This is a genomic window from Terrisporobacter mayombei (genome assembly GCF_020748465.1).
Lineage (GTDB): Bacteria > Bacillota > Clostridia > Peptostreptococcales > Peptostreptococcaceae > Terrisporobacter > Terrisporobacter mayombei.
The window spans coordinates 29026-48924 of sequence record NZ_JAHZMP010000010.1; the positions used below are offsets into that span (position 1 = coordinate 29026).

At 33.3% G+C, this 19899-nt stretch carries 18 protein-coding genes and 1 other annotated feature; all 18 genes read right to left on the bottom strand.

What is annotated here, in order from left to right; all coding sequences use genetic code 11:
- Positions 1 to 52: 52 nt before the first annotated feature.
- The 18 genes from rpsJ to rlmB all read right to left on the bottom strand — a co-directional run bounded on the left by rpsJ (position 53) and on the right by rlmB (position 19889).
- Entirely contained in the window at positions 53 to 364 is a 312-nt protein-coding gene (gene rpsJ, locus K0039_RS18650) for a 30S ribosomal protein S10 (protein WP_018590366.1), read from the bottom strand.
- Positions 365 to 733: 369 nt separating this feature from the next.
- Positions 734 to 1927 (bottom strand): elongation factor Tu, encoded by a 1194-nt coding sequence (gene tuf / locus K0039_RS18655; RefSeq protein ID WP_228106565.1) that lies wholly within the window; start codon positions 1925 to 1927, stop codon positions 734 to 736.
- A 101-nt stretch (positions 1928 to 2028) separates the two neighbouring features.
- Positions 2029 to 4095: an elongation factor G gene (gene fusA, locus K0039_RS18660; RefSeq protein ID WP_228106566.1), complete on the bottom strand. Its 2067-nt coding sequence runs from the start codon at positions 4093 to 4095 to the stop codon at positions 2029 to 2031.
- A gap of 68 nt (positions 4096 to 4163) precedes the next feature.
- Entirely contained in the window at positions 4164 to 4634 is a 471-nt protein-coding gene (rpsG, locus tag K0039_RS18665; protein ID WP_228106567.1) for a 30S ribosomal protein S7, read from the bottom strand.
- A 135-nt stretch (positions 4635 to 4769) separates the two neighbouring features.
- Positions 4770 to 5192: a 30S ribosomal protein S12 gene (gene rpsL, locus K0039_RS18670; RefSeq protein WP_228106595.1), complete on the bottom strand. Its 423-nt coding sequence runs from the start codon at positions 5190 to 5192 to the stop codon at positions 4770 to 4772.
- A 292-nt stretch (positions 5193 to 5484) separates the two neighbouring features.
- Positions 5485 to 8970 (bottom strand): DNA-directed RNA polymerase subunit beta', encoded by a 3486-nt coding sequence (gene rpoC / locus K0039_RS18675; protein ID WP_228106568.1) that lies wholly within the window; start codon positions 8968 to 8970, stop codon positions 5485 to 5487.
- Between the two features lie 39 nt (positions 8971 to 9009).
- Entirely contained in the window at positions 9010 to 12702 is a 3693-nt protein-coding gene (gene rpoB / locus K0039_RS18680; RefSeq protein ID WP_228106569.1) for a DNA-directed RNA polymerase subunit beta, read from the bottom strand.
- 346 nt (positions 12703 to 13048) lie between these two features.
- Positions 13049 to 13411 carry a 50S ribosomal protein L7/L12 gene (rplL, locus tag K0039_RS18685; RefSeq protein ID WP_018590907.1) on the bottom strand — a complete coding sequence of 121 codons (363 nt, stop codon included), beginning with the start codon at positions 13409 to 13411 and terminating at the stop codon, positions 13049 to 13051.
- 76 nt (positions 13412 to 13487) lie between these two features.
- Entirely contained in the window at positions 13488 to 13991 is a 504-nt protein-coding gene (rplJ, locus tag K0039_RS18690; protein ID WP_228106570.1) for a 50S ribosomal protein L10, read from the bottom strand.
- A gap of 45 nt (positions 13992 to 14036) precedes the next feature.
- Positions 14037 to 14171, bottom strand: a sequence feature (ribosomal protein L10 leader region).
- Positions 14172 to 14234: 63 nt separating this feature from the next.
- On the bottom strand, positions 14235 to 14933 hold the full coding sequence (rplA, locus tag K0039_RS18695) for a 50S ribosomal protein L1 (RefSeq protein WP_228106571.1): 699 nt from the start codon (positions 14931 to 14933) through the stop codon (positions 14235 to 14237).
- A 71-nt stretch (positions 14934 to 15004) separates the two neighbouring features.
- Complete coding sequence (gene rplK / locus K0039_RS18700; protein WP_228106572.1) at positions 15005 to 15430, bottom strand: 50S ribosomal protein L11; 426 nt, start codon at positions 15428 to 15430, stop codon at positions 15005 to 15007.
- A 35-nt stretch (positions 15431 to 15465) separates the two neighbouring features.
- Positions 15466 to 16008: a transcription termination/antitermination protein NusG gene (nusG, locus tag K0039_RS18705; RefSeq protein WP_228106573.1), complete on the bottom strand. Its 543-nt coding sequence runs from the start codon at positions 16006 to 16008 to the stop codon at positions 15466 to 15468.
- Positions 16009 to 16026: 18 nt separating this feature from the next.
- The gene (secE, locus tag K0039_RS18710) at positions 16027 to 16242 is read right to left on the bottom strand and encodes a preprotein translocase subunit SecE (protein WP_018590902.1); all 216 of its coding nucleotides are present in this window, start codon (positions 16240 to 16242) and stop codon (positions 16027 to 16029) included.
- Between the two features lie 25 nt (positions 16243 to 16267).
- The gene (gene rpmG, locus K0039_RS18715; protein WP_018590901.1) at positions 16268 to 16417 is read right to left on the bottom strand and encodes a 50S ribosomal protein L33; all 150 of its coding nucleotides are present in this window, start codon (positions 16415 to 16417) and stop codon (positions 16268 to 16270) included.
- Between the two features lie 225 nt (positions 16418 to 16642).
- Positions 16643 to 17836, bottom strand: coding sequence for an elongation factor Tu (gene tuf / locus K0039_RS18720; protein WP_228106565.1), 1194 nt, complete (start codon positions 17834 to 17836; stop codon positions 16643 to 16645).
- Between the two features lie 72 nt (positions 17837 to 17908).
- Positions 17909 to 18556 carry an RNA polymerase sporulation sigma factor SigH gene (gene sigH, locus K0039_RS18725; RefSeq protein WP_018590472.1) on the bottom strand — a complete coding sequence of 216 codons (648 nt, stop codon included), beginning with the start codon at positions 18554 to 18556 and terminating at the stop codon, positions 17909 to 17911.
- Positions 18557 to 18616: 60 nt separating this feature from the next.
- On the bottom strand, positions 18617 to 19147 hold the full coding sequence (locus K0039_RS18730; RefSeq protein WP_228106574.1) for an NYN domain-containing protein: 531 nt from the start codon (positions 19145 to 19147) through the stop codon (positions 18617 to 18619).
- 10 nt (positions 19148 to 19157) lie between these two features.
- Positions 19158 to 19889 carry a 23S rRNA (guanosine(2251)-2'-O)-methyltransferase RlmB gene (rlmB, locus tag K0039_RS18735; protein ID WP_228106575.1) on the bottom strand — a complete coding sequence of 244 codons (732 nt, stop codon included), beginning with the start codon at positions 19887 to 19889 and terminating at the stop codon, positions 19158 to 19160.
- Positions 19890 to 19899 lie beyond the last annotated feature (10 nt).

Sequence of the window (19899 nt, forward strand, 5' to 3'; positions counted from 1 at the left end):
ATAATCATTCTAAGATAGTCACCTTATAGGATAATATCTTAGGTGTTTGTTCTTATAACTTTATTTCTATATCAACACCTGCTGGTAAGTCTAATTTCATTAAAGAATCAACAGTCTTAGGTGTTGGGTTTGTTATGTCTATTAATCTTTTGTGAGTTCTTATTTCAAACTGTTCTCTAGAATCTTTGTATTTATGAACAGCTCTTAATATAGTAACTACTTGCTTTTCTGTTGGTAGTGGCACAGGTCCTGAAACTTGTGATCCAGCTTTTTTAGCAGTTTCAACTATTTTACCAGCAGAAAAATCTAATAATTTGTGATCATAAGATTTTAATCTTATTCTTATTTTTTCATTTTTAGCCATGTTTTATTTCCCTCCTTCTTAGCTTGTTTATCATTAGCCTTTATTCATTTCAATACCGATACACAGTTCCGGGTGTTCCTGTTTTTAAAAGTAAAAAATATTAAAATTTTAAGACCAATTCTCTTTCCTTATAATTCGTATCTCTCAAGCACACTATTACATTCTAACTTATTATTAATTTTTTTTCAAGACTTTTTTTATTTTTTGTATACATTATTTTTAACTTTTGTATTATAAAAAATTTTATCTTACTCTTTTTACAGCGACTTGATTAGTATATAATTTTTTTTCTTACTTGTCAATATTGTATACAAAAAAAGAGAGGTTTAACCCCTCTTTATTTCTATATATAAATAATCTAAAAATAGATTATTCTACTATTGTTGCAACAACTCCTGAAGCTACTGTTCTTCCACCTTCTCTGATGGCGAATCTTAATCCTTCTTCAACACATATAGAGTTTATTAAATCAACCTCTATAGTTACGTTATCTCCAGGCATTACCATTTCTGTTCCTTCTGGTAATTTACAAGCTCCTGTTACGTCAGTTGTTCTGAAGTAGAATTGTGGTCTGTATCCATCGAAGAATGGAGTATGTCTTCCACCTTCTTCTTTTTTAAGAACGTATATCTCTGCAGTGAACTTTGTATGAGCGTTAACTGAACCTGGCTTAGCTAATACTTGTCCTCTTTCGATATCATCTCTTTGAACACCTCTTAATAATGCTCCTATATTATCTCCAGCTTGTGCGCTATCTAATAATTTTCTGAACATCTCTACACCAGTTACAATAACTTTTCTTGGCTCTTCAGTTAATCCAACTAATTCAACCTCGTCTTGTACTTTTAATACTCCTCTTTCTACTCTACCTGTAGCAACTGTTCCTCTTCCTGTTATAGAGAATACGTCTTCTACTGGCATTAAGAACGGCTTATCTACATCTCTTTCTGGAGCTGGTATATATTCATCTATTTGCTCGAATAATTCAACTATTTTGTCTCCCCACTCTGATGAAGAATCTTCTAATGCTTTTAATGCAGATCCTCTTACTATTGGAGTGTCATCTCCTGGGAATTCATATTCGTTTAATAATTCTCTTACTTCCATTTCAACTAATTCTAATAATTCTTCGTCGTCTACCATGTCGCATTTGTTTAAGAATACTACTATGTATGGTACACCAACTTGTCTTGATAATAGTATATGCTCTCTTGTTTGAGGCATTGGTCCATCAGTTGCTGAACAAACTAATATAGCACCGTCCATTTGAGCTGCACCTGTTATCATGTTTTTAACGTAGTCAGCATGTCCTGGGCAGTCAACGTGAGCGTAGTGTCTGTTTGGAGTTTCATATTCAACGTGAGCTGTTGATATTGTAATTCCTCTTTCTCTTTCTTCTGGAGCTTTATCTATGTTAGCGAAATCTACAGCTTCTCCTAATTGATATCTGTCAAATAATGTTTTTGTTATTGCTGCTGTTAATGTAGTTTTACCGTGGTCAACGTGACCTATTGTTCCTATATTAACGTGTGGTTTATTTCTTTCAAATTTAGCCTTAGCCATTGTGAAATACCTCCTAATATATTTTATTATTATAATTTATTATCATAAGACGAGGATAAACCTCGTCTTACTAATTTATTTATTTATAAAGGAAATAATTATTATTTCCCTTCAGCAATTTTCTTAGCAACACTTGCTGGAACTTGCTCATAGTGATCGAAGATCATTGTGTAAGTTGCTCTACCTTGAGTAGTAGATCTTAATTCAGTAGAGTATCCGAACATTTCTGAAAGTGGAACGAATGCATTTATAACTTGTGCTCCGCTTCTAGCTTCCATCCCTTGGATTAGACCTCTCTTAGAGTTTAGTCCACCCATAACGTCTCCCATGTACTCTTCTGGAGTAACAACTTCAACTTTGAAGAATGGCTCAAGTAATACTGAGTTCCCCTTCTTAAGAGCTTCTTTCATAGCCATTGAACCAGCCATTTTGAATGCCATTTCTGATGAATCGACTTCATGGTAAGAACCATCGTATAATTCAACAGCAACGTCAACAACTGGATAACCAGCTACTAAACCAGATTGCATAGCACCTTGAATACCAGTATCAGTTGGGCCAACATATTCCTTAGGTACAGATCCACCAACAGTTTTGTTTTCGAATTTGTATCCAAGACCTGGCTCTTGTGGGTTAACTCTAAGCTTAACATGTCCGTATTGTCCTCTACCACCTGATTGTTTAGAGTATTTGTACTCTACATCAACTGGTTGAGTTATAGTTTCTCTGTAAGCAACTTGAGGAGCCCCAACGTTAGCTTCTACTTTGAATTCTCTTAATAATCTATCAACGATTATTTCTAAGTGTAATTCACCCATACCTGATATTATAGTCTGTCCTGTTTCTTCATCAGTCTTAACTGTGAAAGTTGGATCTTCCTCAGCTAATTTTTGAAGAGCTATACCCATTTTTTCTTGAGCTGCTTTAGACTTTGGTTCTATAGCAACAGATATAACTGGTTCAGGGAATTCCATAGATTCAAGTATTATTGGGTTAGCTGGATCACATAAAGTATCTCCAGTAGTAGTATCTTTAAGACCTACTGCTGCAGCTATATCTCCAGCGTATACTACTGTTATTTCTTCTCTTGTATTAGCATGCATTTGAAGGATACGACCTATTCTTTCTCTCTTACCTTTAGTAGAGTTAAGAACATAAGATCCACCTTGCATTATACCAGAGTAAACTCTGAAGAATGCTAACTTCCCAACGAATGGGTCAGTCATTATTTTGAATGCTAAAGCAGAGAATGGTTCTTCATCTGATGAGTGTCTTTCATCTTCACTTCCATCTTCTAATATACCTTTTATTGAAGCTATATCAGTTGGAGCTGGTAAATAATCAACAACACCATCTAATAATAACTGAACACCCTTGTTCTTGTATGCAGAACCACAGAATACTGGGTTCATTTCACATCCTATAGTAGCTTTTCTTATAGCAGTTTTTATTTCTTCTACTGAGAATTCTTCACCTTCAAGATATTTCATCATTAACTCTTCGTCAGTTTCAGCTACAGCTTCAACTAATTTTTCTCTCCACTCAGCAGCTAATTCTTGCATATCTTCTGGTATTTCAGTTCTTTCTATTTCTATTCCTAAGTCGTCTTTATATATGTGAGCACACATTTCTACTAAGTCAACTTCACCTTCTAACCAATCTTCTTTACCTATTGGTAATTGAACTGGCACAGCATTTGCATTTAATCTGTCTTTCATCATTTGTACAACATTGTAGAAATCTGCACCCATGATGTCCATTTTATTTACGAATGCCACTCTAGGTACTCCGTAGTTATCTGCTTGTCTCCATACGTTCTCAGATTGAGGTTCAACCCCACCTTTAGCACAGAATACAGCAACAGAACCATCAAGAACTCTTAGAGATCTCTCAACTTCAACAGTGAAATCCACGTGTCCTGGAGTATCTATTATATTTATTCTATGACCTTTCCATTGAGCAGTAGTAGCGGCAGAAGTTATTGTTATACCTCTTTCCTTCTCTTGCTCCATCCAGTCCATTTGAGAAGCTCCTTCATGAGTTTCTCCTATTTTATGAGTTTGTCCAGTATAGAACAGGATTCTTTCTGTAGTAGTAGTTTTCCCTGCATCTATATGGGCCATTATTCCTATATTTCTAGTTTTCTCTAAAGGAAACTGTCTAGCCATGGTTATCCTCCTTAAGATATCCTTTATTATTTCATATGAAACAAATTCTATTCTTTATTTGTATAAGATTAGAATCTGTAATGAGCAAATGCTTTATTAGCTTCTGCCATTTTATGAGTATCTTCTCTCTTCTTAACTGATGCACCAGTATTATTAGCAGCATCCATTATTTCTTTAGCAAGTTTTTCAACCATACCTTTTTCACCACGAGCTCTAGTATAGTTTACTAGCCATCTTAAACCTAAAGTTTGTCTTCTTTCAGGTCTAACTTCTATTGGAACTTGGTAGTTAGCTCCACCAACTCTTCTTGCTTTAACTTCTAAAACTGGCATTATGTTATCCATAGCTTTGTCGAATACTTCTAAAGCATCTTCTCCAGTTTTTTCAGCAATTATAGCAAAAGCATCATACACGATTGTTTGTGCTTTCCCTTTTTTTCCATCTATCATTAAATTGTTTATTAATTTACTTACCACTTTACTTCCATACATTGGATCTGGTAAAACTTCTCTTTTTGGAACATTACCTTTTCTTGGCATTTTGCTTCCCTCCTTAATTATTTAATCTTAAATCATAGGTACTCGACATAATAAAATGCCGTGATGCCATAAATACGAATATATATTTAAAGCACCGCACTATAATATTGTCATTTTATTGTTTAGTTTAGTAATTTATTTCTTTGCAGCTTTAGGTTTCTTAGCACCATATTTAGATCTTGATTGCATTCTTTTATCAACACCTGCAGTATCTAATGTACCTCTTAATATATGATATCTAACCCCTGGAAGGTCTTTTACTCTTCCTCCTCTTATAAGAACAACACTATGTTCTTGTAAGTTATGTCCTTCTCCTGGTATATAAGCAGAAACTTCTATACCATTAGTTAATCTAACTCTGGCAACTTTTCTTAAAGCTGAGTTTGGTTTTTTAGGAGTAACTGTCTTTACTGACGTACAAACTCCTCTTTTTTGTGGAGCACTAGCATTAGTAGTTTTCTTGTGTAAAGAGTTAAACCCTTTTTGTAATGCTGGAGCAGTAGATTTTTTCTCTATGTCTTTTCTACTTTTACGAACTAATTGGTTAATTGTTGGCATCATCTGCACCTCCTTTTCGTAATTTTCGATCTAAAATGATCGCCAACTAAATCAATATGAATTCATACTGACTTTGTAATAGTTTGTCACTATAAAATGTCATAAAAAGCCACTACAAATATAGGGGCAACATTTAATAGTTTGGTACTTATAGTTCTTTATTTATATATTAATGCTTATTTAAAAGTTTACTAAAAACCTGGGTTTTCAAGTAAACTTTCAAATTTCACACTTTTACATTTTAACACCACCGTCAATTGATGTCAAGAACTCTTTAATTTGCATTCTTGTATTATTCTTCTATCTTTTCAACGGCTATATTTCTATATTTTTTCATTCCTGTACCTGCTGGAATTAACTTACCTAATATAACATTCTCTTTTAGTCCTATTAAGCGGTCTTCTTTTCCTTTTATTGCAGCTTCAGTTAAAACTCTTGTAGTTTCTTGGAATGAAGCAGCTGACAGGAATGATTCTGTAGCAAGAGATGCTTTAGTTATTCCAAGTAATACTCTTTTAGCAGTTGCTGGTCTAAGTCCATCTGATATAGCTTCATCATTACATTTTTCAAATGTTAATACATCTTCATAACCACCTGGTAATAAATGTGTATCTCCTGGATCTTCAACCTTAACTTTAGATAGCATTTGTCTTACTATAACTTCTATATGCTTATCGTTAACGTCAACCCCTTGAAGCCTATAAACTCTTTGAACCTCTTTAACTATATATTCTTGAACTCCACCTATACCTTTAACTCTTACGATATCATGTGGATTTATAGAACCTTGTGTTAAAGGGTCTCCAGCTTTAACCATTTGGCCTTGTTTAACTCTTAATCTAGAGTTATAGGCTATTGCGTAAGCTTGTTTTTCACCTTCATTTGGTACAACTATTATTTCTTTTCTCTTACCTGTTTCATCTATTTCAACTCTACCATCTATTTCAGCTATTACAGCTAAACCTTTAGGTTTTCTTGCTTCGAATAACTCTTCAACCCTTGGAAGACCTTGAGTTATATCTCCACCGGCAACCCCACCTGTATGGAATGTACGCATTGTAAGCTGTGTACCTGGTTCACCAATTGATTGAGCAGCTATTATACCTATAGCTTCACCTATATTAACTTCTTTTCCAGTAGCTAAGTTTCTACCATAACATTTCGAACAAACACCATGTCTAGTTTTACAGTTAAGAACAGTTCTTATTTGAACTTCTTCTATTCCTGCTGCTACTATCTCTTCAGCTTGTTCTTCCATTATCATAGCATCAGCTTCTACTATAACTTCACCAGTATTAGGATTTACTATAGGATCTATAGTATATCTTCCTACTATTCTATCATATATTTCTTCAATAACTTCGTTACCTTCTTTTATAGCTACGATTGTTGAAGCATCAGTAGTTCCACAATCATAATCTCTAACTATGACGTCTTGAGAAACGTCAACAAGTCTTCTTGTTAAGTATCCTGAATCGGCTGTACGAAGAGCTGTATCTGAAAGTCCTTTTCTAGCACCATGTGATGATATAAAGTATTCCATAACTGATAACCCCTCACGGAAGTTAGATTTAACTGGGATTTCTACTGTTTGACCAGATGCATTGGCCATCAGACCACGCATACCAGCTAACTGTCTTATCTGATTCTTAGAACCTCTGGCTCCTGAATGGGCCATTATATAAATGTTGTTCATTCTTTCAAGTCCATTCATAAGTGCATCAGTTACTTTATTAGTAGTTTCTGTCCAAGTTTCTATAACTTTCTCATATCTTTCTTCATCAGATATAAGTCCTCTTCCGTAAGCTTTTTCAAACTTATCAACTTGTTTTTCAGCAGCAGCTATATATTCTGCCTTTTCTTTTGGTACTTTCATATCTGAAACTGCAACTGTTATACCACCAACTGTAGAATATTTAAATCCTAAAGCTTTTATATGGTCTAGAACTTCTGCAGTTTTTGTATTACCATGTCTTCTAAAGCATTTTTCTATTATTTTTCCTAATGCTTTTTTATCAACTAGGAAATCTATTTCTAATTTAAATGGATCTATATTTCTATCTACAAATCCTAAGTCTTGAGGCATATTCTCATTGAAAATAAATCTACCTACAGTACTTTCTATTAATCCTTTTCTTCCATCTGGGAATACTTTTCTTACTTTAACAGCGGCATGTAATTCAACAGCTTTAGTTTGGTAAGCCATTAATAGCTCATTGTAGTCTTTAAATATACTTCCTGTTCCTTTTTCTTCACCTTGTGATTCTATCGTTAAGTAATAACTACCTAGAACCATATCCTGAGATGGAGTAGTTATAGGAGAACCATCTTTAGGTGCAAGTATATTATTTACAGAAAGCATTAAGAATCTAGCTTCTGCTTGTGCTTCAACAGATAAAGGAACGTGAACGGCCATTTGGTCACCATCGAAGTCAGCATTGTATGCTGTACATACAAGTGGATGTAACTTAATTGCTTTTCCTTCAACTAATATTGGTTCAAATGCTTGTATACCTAATCTGTGTAATGTAGGAGCACGGTTAAGTAAAACTGGATGGCTCTTGATTACATCTTCAAGTACATCCCATACTTCTGGTTTTACTTTTTCAACTATAGATTTAGCACTCTTAATATTATGTGCATGACCTTCTTTAACTAATCTATCCATCACGAATGGTTTGAATAATTCAAGGGCCATTTTTCTTGGAAGACCACATTGATAGAATTTAAGTTCTGGTCCAACAACGATAACAGAACGTCCTGAATAGTCAACACGTTTACCAAGTAAGTTTTGACGGAAACGCCCTTGCTTACCTTTCAACATGTCTGATAAAGACTTAAGTGGTCTATTACCAGGTCCAGTTACCGGTCTTCCTCTTCTACCATTGTCTATTAGAGCATCTACCGCTTCTTGAAGCATTCTCTTTTCATTTCTAACGATGATATCAGGAGCTCCAAGTTCTAATAATCTTTTAAGTCTGTTATTTCTGTTTATAACTCTTCTATATAAGTCATTTAAGTCAGAAGTTGCAAATCTACCTCCATCTAATTGAACCATCGGTCTTAAATCTGGTGGAATTACTGGTATTGCATCTAATATCATCCACTCTGGCTTATTTCCAGATTTTCTGAATGCTTCAACAACTTCTAATCTTCTTATTGTTCTTACTCTTTTTTGTCCAGTACTGTCTTTTAAATCATCTCTTAACATTTTAGACTCTTTTTCTAAGTCTATTTTTTGTAAAAGCTTATTAACAGCTTCTGCACCCATTCCAACTTCAAAAGTGTTTCCATGCTCTCTGTAAACAGTTCTAAACTTATCTTCGTTTATTAACTCTTTTTCGTTTAATCCTGTTTCTCCTGGATCAATAACAACATAAGAAGCAAAATATAATATTTTTTCTAGTGATCTAGGTGACATATCAAGTAAGAGACCCATTCTACTTGGTATTCCTTTGAAGTACCAGATGTGAGACATAGGAGCTGCAAGCTCTATATGTCCCATTCTAGATCTTCTTACTTTAGATTTAGTTACTTCAACGCCACATCTATCACATATTACGCCTTTATATCTAACTCTTCTGTATTTTCCACAATGACATTCCCAGTCTTTTTGTGGTCCAAATATTCTTTCGCAGAATAAACCGTCTTTCTCTGGCTTTAAAGTACGGTAGTTTATAGTTTCTGGTTTTTTTACTTCACCATAAGACCATTCTCTTATTCTTTCTGGAGAAGCTAATCCTATTTTAATCGACTCGAAATTGTTTAATTCAAACAAGGAGTTCTCTCCCTTCTATTTGATATTTATTTTATAAAACTACATTTCATAATTATCGTTGTCATCATTATTGTAGTCAAAATCATCGTAACTCATATCATCTACTAATTGTTCATCTTCTTCAACTTCTATTTCTTCTATCATGTGATTTTCTTGAACATCAGTATCATTGCTAATTACCGAACCTTCAAAATCACTTTCTGGTTCATCGAAGTCAACATTTTCTTTAACGTCTAATTCTTCTTCTTCTTCTGATAGTATTTTTACATCTAAGCATAAAGATTGAAGTTCTTTTATTAACACTTTGAATGATTCTGGTATACCTGGTTCAGGTATGTTTTCACCTTTAACAATAGCTTCGTAAGTTCTAACACGACCAACAACATCATCTGATTTAACAGTAAGTATTTCTTGTAGGATATGAGCTGCACCGTATGCTTCTAATGCCCAAACCTCCATCTCACCGAATCTTTGTCCACCGAATTGCGCTTTACCGCCTAGTGGTTGTTGCGTAACTAGTGAGTATGGTCCTGTACTTCTTGCATGTAACTTGTCATCTACTAGATGGTGAAGTTTCAAGTAATACATGTATCCAACTGTTATTCTATTATCAAATGATTCACCTGTTCTACCATCAAATAAAGTTAATTTTCCATCTCTAGAATATCCAGCTTCCTCAAGAGCATCTTGAATATCATACTCATTAGCACCATCAAACACTGATGTGGCAACATGCCATCCTAATTTCTTAGCTGCAAGTCCTAAATGCATTTCAAGTACCTGACCGATATTCATACGAGATGGTATACCTTGCGGATTAAGAACTATATCCATAGGCGTTCCGTCTTCCATAAATGGCATATCTTCTTCTGGTAATACTCTTGAGATAACCCCTTTATTACCATGACGTCCGGCCATTTTATCTCCGACTTTTATTTTTCTCTTCTTAGCAATGTAACATCTTACACTTTCATTTACACCTGGTGATAAGTCATCACCATTTTCTCTTGTGAATAATTTTATATCAACTATGATACCAGATTCTCCATGAGGAACTTTAAGAGATGTATCTCTAACTTCTCTTGCTTTTTCTCCGAATATTGCACGAAGTAATCTTTCTTCAGCAGTAAGTTCAGTTTCTCCTTTTGGAGTTACTTTACCAACTAATATATCTCCTGAATCTACTTCAGCACCTATTCTGATTATACCTCTTTCATCTAAGTTCTTAATTGCATTCTCAGATACGTTTGGTATATCTCTAGTAATTTCTTCTGGTCCTAGTTTAGTATCTCTTGCTTCACATTCATACTCTTCGATATGAATTGTTGATAATCTATCTTCTTTAACAAGTCTTTCATTTATTAAAACAGCATCCTCATAGTTGTATCCTTCCCAAGTCATGAAGGCTATCAGGCAGTTTCTTCCTAAAGCTACTTCTCCTAAGTCTGTTGCTGGACCATCTGCTATAACATCGCCAGCTTCTATCATATCATTTTTGCTTATGATAGGAGTTTGGTTAACACATGTACCAGAGTTAGATCTTTTGAATTTAAGTAGTTTATACTTGTCTTTATTTCCATCTTCTCTTTTTATTATTATTTCATCTGCAGTAACTCTTTCTGCTATACCAGAATGTTTAGCTACTACAACTGCTCCTGAGTCTTTTGCTGCTCTATACTCACAACCAGTTCCTATGATTGGTGCTTCTCTTCTTACAAGAGGCACGGCTTGACGCTGCATGTTTGATCCCATTAGGGCACGGTTGGCGTCATCATTTTCAAGGAATGGTATCATAGCTGTAGCTATAGAAACAACTTGTTTTGGAGATATATCCATGAAGTCTACTCTATTAGCAGGAAGTAATTCAACAGTACCATTAACTGTTCTACAAACCACTTTATTGTTTACAAATTCACCATTTTCTTTTAATGGCTCATTTGCTTGAGCTCTTACAAATATATCTTCTTCATCAGCAGTTAAATATTGAATTTTATCTGTTATTCTTCCAGTTTCTTTATCATATTTTCTGTAAGGAGATTCTATAAATCCATATTCATTTATTTTAGCATAAGTTCCTAGAGAGTTTATAAGACCGATATTTGGTCCTTCTGGAGTCTCTATAGGACACATTCTACCGTAATGAGAATGATGAACGTCACGCACTTCGAATCCAGCTCTTTCTCTCGAAAGCCCACCTGGTCCTAATGCTGATAATCTTCTCTTGTGAGTTAATTCTGACAATGGATTTGTTTGATCCATGAACTGAGATAACTGAGAGCTACCAAAGAATTCTTTAATTGCAGCTGAAACAGGTCTTATATTTACTAATGCTTGCGGAGTTATAGATTCCATGTCTTGTACAGTCATTCTTTCTCTTATAACTCTTTCCATTCTTGAAAGACCAATTCTTACTTGATTTTGTAATAATTCTCCAACAGATCTTATTCTTCTATTTCCTAAGTGGTCTATATCATCTATAGTTCCAACATCAGAGAATAGATTAAATTGATAATTTATAGATGCTATAATATCGTCTAATAAGATATGCTTTGGTATTAATTCTCTCATTCTTATTCTTAAAGCTTCTTTTATTTCTTCTTCAGTAGTACATTCAGCTAAAATTTCTTTTAATGTTGGGTAATGTACTTTTTCTTTGATTTTTAAATCATCTATATCAAATTTAATATGAGACTTGATGTCTACAAAATTATTTCCTATTACTTTAACTTTTTTGTCTTCTTCAGCTAAAACGCGAACAAAGTTTATACCCGAATTTTGTATCTCCCAAGCTTTTTCGTAAGATATTTTTTCTCCATCTTTTACGAAAACTTCTCCTGTTTCAGGATTTATTATGTCTTCGCAAGATATTCTGTTCATTATTCTATAAGCTAATGCTAATTTCTTATTGAACTTATATCTTCCTACTTTTGCTAAGTCATATCTTTTTGCATCAAAGAATAAAGCATTTATTAATGATGATGCACTCTCTACAGTAGGTGGTTCACCTGGTCTTAATTTTTTATAAATTTCAACTAAACCTGACTCTACAGAATTAGTATTGTCTTTGTCTAATGTAGCTAGTAATCTTTCATCTTCACCTAATAACTCTTTTATTTCTTCGTCTGTTCCTATACCTAATGCTCTTAAAAGAACTGTTACAGGTTGTTTTCTTGTTCTATCAACTCTTACATAGATAACATCATTAGTATCAGTTTCATATTCTAACCATGCTCCTCTATTCGGTATAACAGTTGAAGATATCATTTTTTTACCAGTTTTCATATCTCTATCAAGTGCATAGTATACACCAGGAGATCTAACTAGCTGACTTACTATAACTCTTTCCGCTCCATTAATAACAAAAGTTCCTCTATCTGTCATAAGAGGGAAATCCCCCATGAAGACCTTTTGTTCCTTAATTTCTCCAGTCTCTTTATTTATAAGTCTTACTTTTACATTTAGAGGTGCATGATATGTAGCATCTCTTTCTTTACACTCTTCTATATCGTATTTTGGTTTTTCGTCTAAAGAGTAATCTACGAATTCTAATATTAAATTTCCCGTGTAGTCTTCTATTGGAGAAATGTCTTCAAATACTTCTTTTAAACCTTCTTCTAAAAACCACTTATAGGAATCAACTTGTATTTCTATAAGATTTGGTAAATCAGCTATTTCTTTTATTTTAGAAAAGCTCATTCTAGTTCTCTTACCTATCGTGACAGGGTATGGCATTCACTTTTCACCTCTCAATAATTAAAAATAAAACCATTGTGATTCTAACGCATCTAGGAATTATACCACAAATCTGACTAAATTTCAATATTCTTATTGCCCAATCTTTTTAATTTTATGTATTAAAATTTTATTCACAAAATATGCATTATTTATTATGCTCAAAAAACCAAACAATAATTCTAGTTTTTTAAAAAAATTTCCAAACTAGAGAATAGAAAACAGAAGTAAGTTTACATCTACTTTCTATTCTCTAGTTTATCATTTCATTTTTAGTTTAAAAAAAGGCATCTAACTAAGATGCCTTTTATATTTTTATTATTAGCTTTTAATAACTATCTTATAATTATTTAACTTCTACAGAAGCTCCAGTTTCTTCTAATTTAGCTTTCATTTCTTCAGCTTCTTCTTTAGAAACTCCTTCTTTTAATGTTTTAGGAGCGTTGTCAACTAATTCTTTAGCTTCTTTTAATCCTAAACCAGTTATTTCTCTAACAGCTTTTATAACTTTAACTTTTGATGCACCAGCGCTAGCTAATACTACATCAAACTCAGTTTTTTCTTCAGCAGCAGCACCACCAGCAGCACCAGCAACCATTACTGGAGCAGAAGCAGATACACCGAATTTTTCTTCTGCAGCTTTTACTAATTCATTTAATTCTGTAACTTTCATTTGCTCTATAGCTTCTAATATTTGTTCTATTGTCATTTTTCGCACCTCCGAAATTATTTTCTAATTTTTTATTATTATCTTTTATAATTGTTAATTTTTAATTAACTGACAATTAAGCTTCTTGTCCTTCTTTTTCTTTTATTAACGCGTCTAATAAGTAAGCGAAGTTAGACATTGGAGCTTTTAAGCTACCAAGTAACTTAGCAAGAAGAACTTCTCTTGGTGGTATGTTAGCAAACTCAACGATTTGAGCTTCGTTGTAGAATTCGCCTTCAACAACACCCATTTTTAATTTCATTTTTGGATGAGAATCCATAAATTCTTTTATAACTCTAGCTGGAGCTATTGGATCTTCGTAACCAAATGCTATAGCATTAGTTCCTACTAATAATTCGTCATTAAACTCAGATATTCCAACTTCTTGAGCTGCTCTTCTTACTAAAGTATTTTTGTATACTTTGTATTCAACACCAGCTTCTCTCATTTTCTTTCTAAGTTCTGTAACTTCTTCAACTGTAAGTCCTTTGTAATCAACAACTATAGTAGAAGATGATTTTTGTAATTTTTCAACTATCTCTGCAACAACTTGTGATTTTATTTGTAAAGCTTCTCTCATCTAGATGTGCACCTCCTTCACCATGTAGGTTATAATTCGCCGCGATTCATCATATAAAAAGCCTTTATATTATCTATTGCATAGACCACATAAAAGCTTTAGTATTATCATTTATCTAAAACCTCGGTAGGATATTTAAGCTAAAGCACCTACTGTCTACGGCAAATTTATTCAATTTTATATCAACAAATGTTATATTAACATTTTTGTTAGCTTATGTCAACTGGAATAATTAATCAATAATTAGTCAGTTATTTTAGCTGAGTTTATTTTTACTCCAGGTCCCATTGTAGAAGCAACTGTTATACTTCTTAAGTAAGTTCCTTTTGCTGAAGATGGCTTAGCTTTTACTATAGCAGACATTAATGTCGCAAAGTTTTCAGCTAATTTCTCTCCACCGAAAGATACTTTTCCTACTGGAACGTGAACTATATTGTTTTTGTCTAATCTGTATTCAACTTTACCAGCTTTTATTTCTTCTATAGCTTTAGTAACATCAAATGTAACTGTTCCTGATTTTGGGTTTGGCATTAAACCTTTTGGTCCTAATACTCTACCTAATCTACCAACTACACCCATCATATCTGGAGTAGCAACAACTACATCAAAGTCAAACCAGTTTTCTTTTTGTATTTTTTGTACTAAATCTTCAGCACCTACGAAATCAGCACCTGCAGCTTGAGCTTCTGCAGCTTTTTCTCCTTTAGCGAAAACTAAAACTTTTTTAGTTTTACCAGTTCCGTGAGGTAATACTATAGCACCTCTAACTTGTTGGTCAGCGTGACGTCCGTCAACACCTAATTTTATATGAGCTTCTACAGTCTCATCAAATTTAGCTGTAGCTATTTCAGCAACTAAATCTAAAGCTTCTTTTGAATCATATAATTTTGTTCTATCTATTTTTGCTAATGCTTGAGCATATTTTTTACTTTTATTAGCCATTTTATTTTCCTCCTGTGGTTTATTTACGGTTTTACAACCTCCCACTTCTATACGAAGTGTCTAATCTAAAATTAGTCTTCTACTACGATACCCATACTTCTTGCAGTACCAGATATCATTCTCATAGCAGCTTCTACTGAAGCAGCATTTAAGTCAGGCATTTTTAATTCAGCTATTTCTCTAACTTGAGCTGAAGTTAAAGTTGCAACTTTCTTTTTATTTGGTTCTCCAGACGCAGAGTCTAAACCAGCAGCTTTCTTTAATAATACTGCAGCTGGTGGAGTTTTAGTTATGAAGCTGAAAGATCTATCTTGATATACAGTTATAACAACTGGTATTATCATTCCAGCTTGATCTGCAGTTTTAGCATTGAATTCTTTAGTGAATCCCATTATGTTAACCCCATGTTGTCCTAATGCTGGACCAACTGGTGGAGCTGGAGTAGCCTTTCCTGCAGGTATTTGTAATTTTATTTGACCTATAACTTTTTTAGCCATTACGATCGCACCTCCTCAGATTTCCTATTGCGTTATTATATTCTTTCTATGTTTTTAAGACTCATTTCAAGTGGTGTTTCTTTTCCACCAAATGCGTCTATACATATTCTTGCTGTGTCATTATTTGTGTCGACATGTTTAACAGTTCCTGTTTGACCTACAAATGGACCAGTCGTAATTTTTACAACTTCCCCAACTTCTAAATCTTCTGGACCGTTTACTTTAAATACAGTTAAATCAATTCCCATTGTTTCAACTTCGGCTTCACTCAGTGGTACTGGTTTAGATCCAGGACCTACAAATCCTGTAACGCCTTTAGTATTTCTTACTATATACCAAGATTCATCAGTTATTATCATTTTGATTAAAACATAACTTGGATATATTTTTCTTTGTCTAACTTTTTCTTTTCCTGTTTTTGTAGTTTCCACTACATCTTCAGTTGGTACAACCACATCTGTTATGAATTGTTCCATGCCTCTTGTTTTTACGGCTTTTTCTATGGTAGCTTTAACTTTGTTTTCATGTCCTGAATAAGTATGAACAACATACCATCTTGCTTCTTGTAACTCTGACATTTGTTTTCTCCTTTTAATCTATTTTAGTATTAATCCTAGTGCACCAGATAATACAGTGTCTAATCCCCATACTAATATAGTAAACGAAATAATTGTAGCTAAAACTATACCTGTGTTTTTTAGCAATTCTGTTTTGGTTGACCATGTAACTCTTGAAAGTTCTTGCTTAGTGCCTTTTAAATATCCCACTAAACCAGACTTCTTTTTAACCTTTTGGCTCTCTTGAGTTGCCATCCACACTCACATCCTTAAAATAAGACTATTTTGTTTCTTTATGAGTAGTATGTTTCTTACAGAATTTACAGTATTTGTTTAACTCAATTCTGTCTGGATTGTTCTTTTTGTTTTTTGTAGTGTTGTAGTTTCTTTGCTTACATTCTGAACAAGCTAAAGTTACTTTTACTCTCATCTGCTACACCTCCAAATTTGTAAATACAATAATATATATTGTTAAATAATATCTTAAGCATTTATTTTAAAAATTAACGCTAGATATTATCACCTTCCTTAAATCATTACTTTGTATAAGTTATCACAAATTTATATTGATGTCAATGTTTTTGTAAGTTTACTGCTAAAAAAAGAGAGGTCGTAACCCCTCTTTATTTCTATATATAAATAATCTAAAAATAGATTATTCTACTATTGTTGCAACAACTCCTGAAGCTACTGTTCTTCCACCTTCTCTGATGGCGAATCTTAATCCTTCTTCAACACATATAGAGTTTATTAAATCAACCTCTATAGTTACGTTATCTCCAGGCATTACCATTTCTGTTCCTTCTGGTAATTTACAAGCTCCTGTTACGTCAGTTGTTCTGAAGTAGAATTGTGGTCTGTATCCATCGAAGAATGGAGTATGTCTTCCACCTTCTTCTTTTTTAAGAACGTATATCTCTGCAGTGAACTTTGTATGAGCGTTAACTGAACCTGGCTTAGCTAATACTTGTCCTCTTTCGATATCATCTCTTTGAACACCTCTTAATAATGCTCCTATATTATCTCCAGCTTGTGCGCTATCTAATAATTTTCTGAACATCTCTACACCAGTTACAATAACTTTTCTTGGCTCTTCAGTTAATCCAACTAATTCAACCTCGTCTTGTACTTTTAATACTCCTCTTTCTACTCTACCTGTAGCAACTGTTCCTCTTCCTGTTATAGAGAATACGTCTTCTACTGGCATTAAGAACGGCTTATCTACATCTCTTTCTGGAGCTGGTATATATTCATCTATTTGCTCGAATAATTCAACTATTTTGTCTCCCCACTCTGATGAAGAATCTTCTAATGCTTTTAATGCAGATCCTCTTACTATTGGAGTGTCATCTCCTGGGAATTCATATTCGTTTAATAATTCTCTTACTTCCATTTCAACTAATTCTAATAATTCTTCGTCGTCTACCATGTCGCATTTGTTTAAGAATACTACTATGTATGGTACACCAACTTGTCTTGATAATAGTATATGCTCTCTTGTTTGAGGCATTGGTCCATCAGTTGCTGAACAAACTAATATAGCACCGTCCATTTGAGCTGCACCTGTTATCATGTTTTTAACGTAGTCAGCATGTCCTGGGCAGTCAACGTGAGCGTAGTGTCTGTTTGGAGTTTCATATTCAACGTGAGCTGTTGATATTGTAATTCCTCTTTCTCTTTCTTCTGGAGCTTTATCTATGTTAGCGAAATCTACAGCTTCTCCTAATTGATATCTGTCAAATAATGTTTTTGTTATTGCTGCTGTTAATGTAGTTTTACCGTGGTCAACGTGACCTATTGTTCCTATATTAACGTGTGGTTTATTTCTTTCAAATTTAGCCTTAGCCATTTTAAAATACCTCCTGTTGTATTTAATATAATTTAAAATGCTTACTATAAGCCTATGATAAGTATTTTACTATTAATCATTCCTGTTTTCAAGATGTTTTTCCAATTTTCTCTTCACTCTTTGAAGAGCATTATCTATTGATTTTACATCTCTATCAAGCTTATCCGCAATATATTGATAAGACTTCCCATTTAAGTATAATTCCAGTACTTCAAGTTCTAAATCACTAAGAAGTTCATTCATCTTATTTTCTATGTTTCTCAGTTCTTCTTTGCTTATTATTAGCTCCTCTGGATCAGTAACTATACTAGTTGCTATAATATCCAAAAGAGTTCTATCTGACTCTTCATCATAAATAGGCTTATTCAAAGATACATATGAGTTAAGAGGTATATGTTTTTGTCTTGTTGCTGTTTTAATTGCAGTTATTATCTGTCTAGTAATACAAATTTCAGCGAAACACTTAAATGAATTTGTTTTACTTCCATCAAAGTCTCTTACTGCTTTATACAGACCTATCATTCCCTCTTGAATTATATCTTCCTTATCAGCACCTACCAAAAAGTAGGATTTTGCCTTTGCTTTAACAAAGTTCTTATATTTTGTAATAATGTATTCTAATGCTATTTTATCCCCATTGCTTGCTTTTAATACAATATTATACTCATCCTGCTGGTTATTATCTAAGACTCTGTAATCATTATCATTAGCTACTAACATTAAAATCTCCCCCAATTAAAAGTTTCATAAGTACATTATAGCTTATGAAACTTAGTGTTTTCAATGCTTTCTACGAATGTTCTCAAGTTTCGACAATATATCTTTATCTAACCGTTCTTCCAAAAAATTTCGCTGTATTTTTTGCTGGCGTTTTCCTTGTTCTTCTTTAATTTTTACCATTGCACCGTCTACATAGAGTTTTAACTCTCTTGCTGATATTCTAGAAGCCCCTTTACCCAAAATAATTTGTTGTTCTGCATAATCACTAGTGGCGACTTCTATATCATCATACTTTGATAATGAACTTATGTATTTTTCTATGAAACTGTCTGCTGTTTGATGTTCTTTTGTATAAACTATAGTTATATATTCTCTCTCTTCTATTTTTTCTTTAGAACTTTTAACATTATAAGCATCAAATACTATTATTGCTTTTTTCCCAGTATACTGTGCGTATTCAATAATGTAATGAATCAGCTTTTCTCTAGCATCTTCCAAATCATCTTTAGATATTTCTTTTAGATTATCCCATGCGTTTATAATATTGTAACCATCTATTATTAAATAAGCGTTTCTATTGTGTCTCCTCATTTTTTAGTTTTTAACCTTTATTTCTTTGTCTAAATATTTCATAAAGAAGTATTCCTCCTGCTACAGAAGCATTCAGAGATGTTACATTACCTGTCATTGGCATTTTTACGGTAAAGTCACAATTTTGCTTTACCAGCCTAGATATACCAAATCCTTCACTTCCTATAACTAATCCAATAGGACCTGTTAAGTTTTGTTCATAGAAAACTTCTCCATCCATATCTGCTGCAGCTATCCAAAGACCTTCTTCTTTTAATCTTTTTATTGTGTTGACTATATTGGTTACTTTACAAACAGGTACATATTCCACAGCTCCTGCTGATGCTTTGGCAACAACAGGAGTAATATGTACAGATCTTCTCTTTGGTATTATAACTCCATGAGCTCCAACAGCATCTGCTGTTCTAATTATAGTTCCTAAATTATGTGGGTCAGTAATTTCATCTAATATTATAAAGAACATATCTTCATTTGTACTTTTTGCTTTCTCTATTAATTCTTCTAACTCAGAATATTCATACTCGCTTACAATAGCTATTACACCTTGGTGTGCATGACTCGTACTTATTTCATCTAATTTAGCTTTATTCACATATTGTACAACTACATTTTTGTCCTTAGCCATTCCTATTATCTTTTTTATAGAGCCTTCTTTTGCTCCATTTGCGATCATTATTTTATCTATTTGTCTATCACTTTTTAAAACTTCAATTACGGGATTTCTTCCCTCTATATTTGTCAATTTCGTTCAC